This is a genomic window from Kosmotoga sp. (assembly GCF_982836095.1).
Genome location: NZ_CEYIHJ010000020.1, coordinates 1 through 5,359 on the forward strand (window position 1 = coordinate 1; position 5,359 = coordinate 5,359).

General features: G+C 39.7%; 6 protein-coding genes. 5 read left to right on the forward strand and 1 reads right to left on the reverse strand.

The window, feature by feature from the left end; all coding sequences use genetic code 11:
• From AC3LHT_RS02605 to AC3LHT_RS02615, 3 genes are all read left to right on the forward strand, one after another.
• A partial coding sequence (locus AC3LHT_RS02605; RefSeq protein ID WP_488661883.1) for a fumarate hydratase occupies positions 1 to 751 on the forward strand: 751 nt, incomplete at its 5' end.
• A complete protein-coding gene (locus AC3LHT_RS02610; RefSeq protein WP_488661884.1) occupies positions 738 to 1,229 on the forward strand; it encodes a FumA C-terminus/TtdB family hydratase beta subunit in 492 nt (163 codons plus the stop codon). The genes AC3LHT_RS02605 and AC3LHT_RS02610, both read left to right, overlap by 14 nt.
• 203 nt (positions 1,230 to 1,432) lie before the next feature.
• A complete protein-coding gene (locus tag AC3LHT_RS02615; protein WP_488661885.1) occupies positions 1,433 to 2,359 on the forward strand; it encodes an SIS domain-containing protein in 927 nt (308 codons plus the stop codon).
• 27 nt (positions 2,360 to 2,386) lie between these two features.
• Here the strand turns inward: AC3LHT_RS02615 and AC3LHT_RS02620 are convergent, their stop codons facing one another.
• Positions 2,387 to 3,979, reverse strand: coding sequence for an alpha-glucosidase family protein (locus AC3LHT_RS02620; RefSeq protein WP_488661886.1), 1,593 nt, complete (start codon positions 3,977 to 3,979; stop codon positions 2,387 to 2,389).
• Positions 3,980 to 4,202: 223 nt separating this feature from the next.
• Here AC3LHT_RS02620 and AC3LHT_RS02625 point away from each other — a divergent pair, with 223 nt between their 5' ends.
• Both AC3LHT_RS02625 and AC3LHT_RS02630 read left to right on the forward strand, forming a co-directional pair.
• Positions 4,203 to 5,213, forward strand: a complete 1,011-nt coding sequence (locus AC3LHT_RS02625) for a LacI family DNA-binding transcriptional regulator (RefSeq protein WP_290646809.1) — start codon at positions 4,203 to 4,205, stop codon at positions 5,211 to 5,213.
• A 4-nt stretch (positions 5,214 to 5,217) separates the two neighbouring features.
• Positions 5,218 to 5,359: glycogen debranching N-terminal domain-containing protein (locus AC3LHT_RS02630; protein ID WP_488661893.1), on the forward strand; the 142-nt coding region annotated here is incomplete at its 3' end.

Here is a 5,359-nt window from a genome sequence, read left to right on the forward strand (position 1 = left end):
ACTGGTTCGAAAAGAAGCGGAAAAATATAAAGGTCCCTTCGCAGAGATTATTTTGGAAAATATGAAAATCGCCCAAAGAGAAGGTCTTCCTTTGTGCCAGGACACAGGAATGGTAGAGTTCTTTGTCTTTCTTGGCCACGAAGTGAGATTGGAGGAGCCTCTCTGCAAAACATTTGAGCGTGCAGTCAGAGATATCTACACTTCCCAGCCATACAGATGCTCCGTAGTTGCTGATCCTCTTTTTGGAAGGAAAAATACAGGAGATAATACACCAGTAATCTGCCATCTCTTCATGATCGAAGGTGCACAGTTGGAGATAAGGTTTTTGATAAAAGGGGGCGGAAGTGAGAATTTAAGCGCGCTGTTCATGATGCGCCCCTCATCAAATGTTGAGGACCTAAAGGAAAAAATTCTTGGTCATCTGAAGACCTTTGGCGTAAATGCCTGCCCCCCACTACATGTGGGAATTGGTATAGGTGGAACCTCTGAAGAAGCGCTCTTGCTTTCAAAACTTGCTTTGACTAAAGACTTTGAAGAGAGAAACCACATAGAAGCTTATAGGATTCTGGAAGAAGAACTACTGAAGGAAATAAATGCTTTGAAACTCGGTTACCAGGGGCTGGGTAATGGCATGAGTGCATATTCTGTCAGCGTAGAGTACTATCCAACACACATAGCTACTTTACCTGTCGCCCTTTCAGTTGATTGCTATCTGTGTAGGAAAGGAAGGTTCACAATTGAAGATAGTTGAACTTAAAGCCGGAGAAATGATCCAATACTGTGGAGAACTTATAGTAATGCGCGATGCTGCCCAAAAAATGATAAGAGAAGTTCTCGAATTCAAAGACCAACTTCCTTTTTCTTTGGAAGGAAAAATTGTCTTTTACGCTGGGCCGGCAAGAAAAGCTGCTGGATCTGTAATTGGGGCCATAGGACCTACCACTTCCATCAGGATGGACCCGTTTCTTGAAATGCTATTAAAGTTAGGGGTTAAGGCAACAATCGGCAAGGGAAAAAGGAATGAATATGTGAAAGAACTCAGTAAAAAATACTCCGCTGTGTACTTTATCACCTCGAGTGGCACAGCAACGGCTCTTTCAAAAAAAGTTGTGGAAGCAGAGATAATCGCCTTTCCAGAACTCGGTCCAGAAGCTATTTATAGATTGGAAGTAAAGGAATTTCCTTTGCTTGTTGCAATTGACAGCAAGGGCAAATCAATATATGACTGATCTTAACGGACATCCAATAAATAGTACTAAATAGGACAAAAAGATGTCCTGCGCTGTGTAACACAGGCTGTACTATCGGTTATCCGTGAAGGATTCACCGAATACTTCGAAAACAGATTTACCATTACCGGGTTACATAGTTTCCTGTAAATCGTTTTCATAATAATGCTAAATTAATTTACTGCTCTAAAGGAGGAGATGCAATGTACACACTCAAGGAGATTTTAAGAATTCCCGAATTGTTTGAGGAAACTGAAGAGCTTTTCGTAGAATTATACAGAGACTACAAGTACCTTTTCGTTGGTTGTGGCTCATCGTATAACCTCGGGTTGATTCTATCGAGAATTCTCACCAAACATAATTACAGAGCAGAGGTAATCAGCGGCGGACAGATTGTTGTTAGAGGGAATGTTCCATTTTTGGACAAGGCCATATTGCTTTCACGAACAGGAGAATCCTCGGAAACGGTTTTTGCAGCATCTGAACTAAAAAAATCTGGCTTTGAAACTCTGGGCATTTCTTGTGTGCCTTCATCTCAACTTCTGAAGGTTTGCGATGAGTCAATAGCTCTGGATTATGCTAACGAAGAGAGCATAGTAATGACTGGCTCTTTCTCCGCAATACTTTATTTGTTTCTTAAAGAGATTGGTGGAAATATTACACCAGAAGATGCGGAAACAGTGTTAAATAGAAGTGTTAAGGTCATAGATGGTATAGACCTTGCCAAATATAATCACTTTGTTTTTCTTGGATTTGAAGAACTCTACGGTGTTGCGAAAGAAGGAGCCCTAAAAGTTCAGGAGATGGCACAACAGCCAACGGAATTCCATGAGCCATTGGAATATAGGCACGGACCGATTTCAAACCTCTCTTCAAGAACTATCGTTGTCTTTCAATCAATGGGTACAAAACAAGAAAAAGACCTGGCAAAAGAGCTGAAAATGATGGGAGCTTACGTTCTTGAAATCGGGCCCGGTGGTGATATTGATCTTGAGAATCAAAAAGGATTTGAGGTTCCATTGAGGGTAATCCCTCTCTTTTACCTCGGGTATAAAAAAGCCATCACTGAAGGGCTGAACCCCGATAAACCGAGGAATCTTTCGAAATCGGTAAAAACCAATTTAGATTAATAGGAAAGCCCCTTTCAGGGGCTTTCTTTACTCTGAGATAAGAACTTCAAAAGGATCTAACTCAACCAGATTATTTATGACCCCTTTTGTTCTGTGAGTTCCAAAAACAATATTGTGTTTTTCCTCTTTTGGAAGATTTAATTTCACTTTCACGCTTTCAGCATTGAAATTGAGAATTACAAGCTTTCTCTCATCTTCAAACACTCTTAAATAAGCATATACTTCTGGATTATCCGTTTCTATGGAAATGTAGTCCCCCAGCTTCAAAGCATTGGATTTTCTTCTAAGGCTAAGCAGCTTTTTGTAATAATTAAGCATAGAATCAGGGTCTTTTTCCTGTCTTTTCACATTTACGTGGTTTTTATCAGAATTTACTGGAAGCCATGGTTCAACTGTTGAAAATCCTGCATAATCACTTTCATCCCATTGCATTGGAGTTCTACAACCATCACGCCCTTTGTGCTTTGGCCAGAGGTTCAACCCAAGCGGATCTTGGAGCTTTTCAAAGGGGATTTCACCTTCTCTCATGCCAATCTCTTCACCCATATAAATAAAGGGAGTTCCCCTCAGTGTTAAAAGCATTGTGGCAAGCAACTTAGCGCGTTCCTCTTCCAGTTTCCCATCTGAAAATTTTGATATGAACCTTGCTGAATCGTGGTTTCCCAATACATAACTGGGCCAGGCGGCATCTTCAAAGACTTTTTCTGTGAATTCCACCACTTCTTTAAAACTCTTAGCGCTGAATTTCTCCACGTCTTTAAACTCAAAATTAAACGCCAGGTTCAACCTACCGGGTTTTGTATATTCAAAGTACTGTATCACGCCAAGATCTGTCGCAACTTCTCCGATTGTAACCCTATCTCTGTAACTCTCTATGAGCTCTTGAAGTTCTTCAATGACAAGCAATGTTTCTGGCCTGTCCCTGGTGAACACATTGTAATAGTTTTCAAAGTCAATCTCTGTCTTTTTCTTTTTTGGCGGGTTGTTCCTCAATTTAGCATCTTTGTAAAAGAGATTCACCACATCAAACCTGAATCCATCAACACCTTTGTCAAGCCAGAACTTAACTATATTGAACAGTTCCCTTTTTACTTCAGGATTTCGCCAATTAAGGTCTGGCTGTTCTTTGGCAAAGAGATGCAAATAATACTGCTTTCTGTTCTCATCCCATTCCCAAGCGCTTCCACCGAAGTACGAGAGCCAGTTATTTGGCGGGATTCCCTTCTCACCATCAACCCAGATATACCAGTCAGCTTTTGGATTAGTCCGCGAAGATCTTGATTCTTTGAACCATGGATGCTGATCAGAAGTATGGTTGATTACCATATCAAGAATAACTCTCAACCCCTTTTTGTGTGCCTGTTCAAGAAGTTTATCAAAATCGTCAATTGAACCGAAAATCGGGTCGATATCGCAATAATCAGATACATCATACCCAAAATCTTTCATAGGTGATTTATAAATTGGAGATAACCAGATGGCGTCAACACCAAGCCCTTTTATATAGTCGAGTTTTGAGGCAATTCCCTTCAAATCACCAATCCCATCATTATTACTATCCTTGAAACTTCTGGGATAAATTTGGTAAATCACAGCGTTTTTCCACCAATTATTATTCACTTAAAAAACCCCTTTCTTTGAAATTTTGTATAATTATATTCCATTACAACCCAATACGGCAAATATAAAAACATGGAATTTCGAATTTAATCAATTCTCAATGGATCTATTCTTTGCTCTTTGCTTGTAAACTCCATTCATTACTTTTTTTTATTTTACAAGTATTTGCTATAATGTAATCGATTACATTGTAATCGATTACATTACGGTGGGAAGTGATTTTGTGAAGCTTAATATTTCAACAGTGGCAAAAAAAGCAGGCGTTTCAACGGCAACGGTTTCCCGAGTGCTAAATGGCTCGCCCTCAGTTTCAAAGAAAACAAGAGAAAAGGTTATGAAAGTCATTGAAAAACTTGAATATGTGCCAAACCATGTAGCGAGGAGCTTAAGAAGCAAAAAAACAGGGCTAATAGGTACGATAATTCCCCATTCCACAGATTATGTTTTTAATTTTCCGTATTTTTCCATTTTTCTCAGAGAAGCAACCAAAAGGCTTTCGGGAGATGGCTATCAATTGTTGTTAACCATAGAAGAACCTGATGAAAATCCTGTGGAAATTTACAGAACCTTTTTAGACAGAAAGATCGTTGACGCCTTTATAATACTGGATCTTAAAGAAAAAGATGAACGTGTTGAATTCCTCAAAACGCGTGATGCAAAATTCGTTGTTGTCGGAAGAGCGGTAAATGGCGAAGAGATTCCATTTATCGATACCGACAACATGGGAGGCGCTTTCAAAGCAGTTTCGTATCTTCTAAAAAAGAAATGCAGAAAAATCCTTTTTCTCAACGGACCTGCAAATCAGAGCGTTTCCATCTGGCGCGCCAGGGGATATTTAGATGCCCACCTTAAATATGGCCTTGAGGTAGATGATTCTTTTATACTCAATGGCAGTTTCACAGAGGATTCTGGTTATAAAATGACTAAAAGCTTTGAAGGAGAATTCGATGCGGTTTTTGCCGCTTCTGACCTCATGGCTATGGGAGCTCTCAAAGCACTAAAAGAAATGGAGAAAGATGTCCCTGTAATAGGCTTTGATGACATTCCACAAGCGGCAATGACAAGTCCCACCCTAACTACAGTTAGGCAACCCATTGAGAAGGTTGGATACACAGTAGCTGATTCCATCATAGCTTGCCTTGAAAGTGAAGAATTTCCCAGAAAAGTTCTTGATGTAGAGCTGATAATTCGAGAATCATCGGAGGTAAACCATGAAGATAGTAAAAAATGGTAATCTTATGCTTATTTGCAGCAATGAAGGAATAATCGATTCTGGCAAAGACCCAGCAGCAGGACTTTATCTTGAGGACACAAGATTTTGTTCAGCTTTATTACTTGAAATTGACAAGCGCCCAAGGAAACTTCAGACGAAATTTAAGT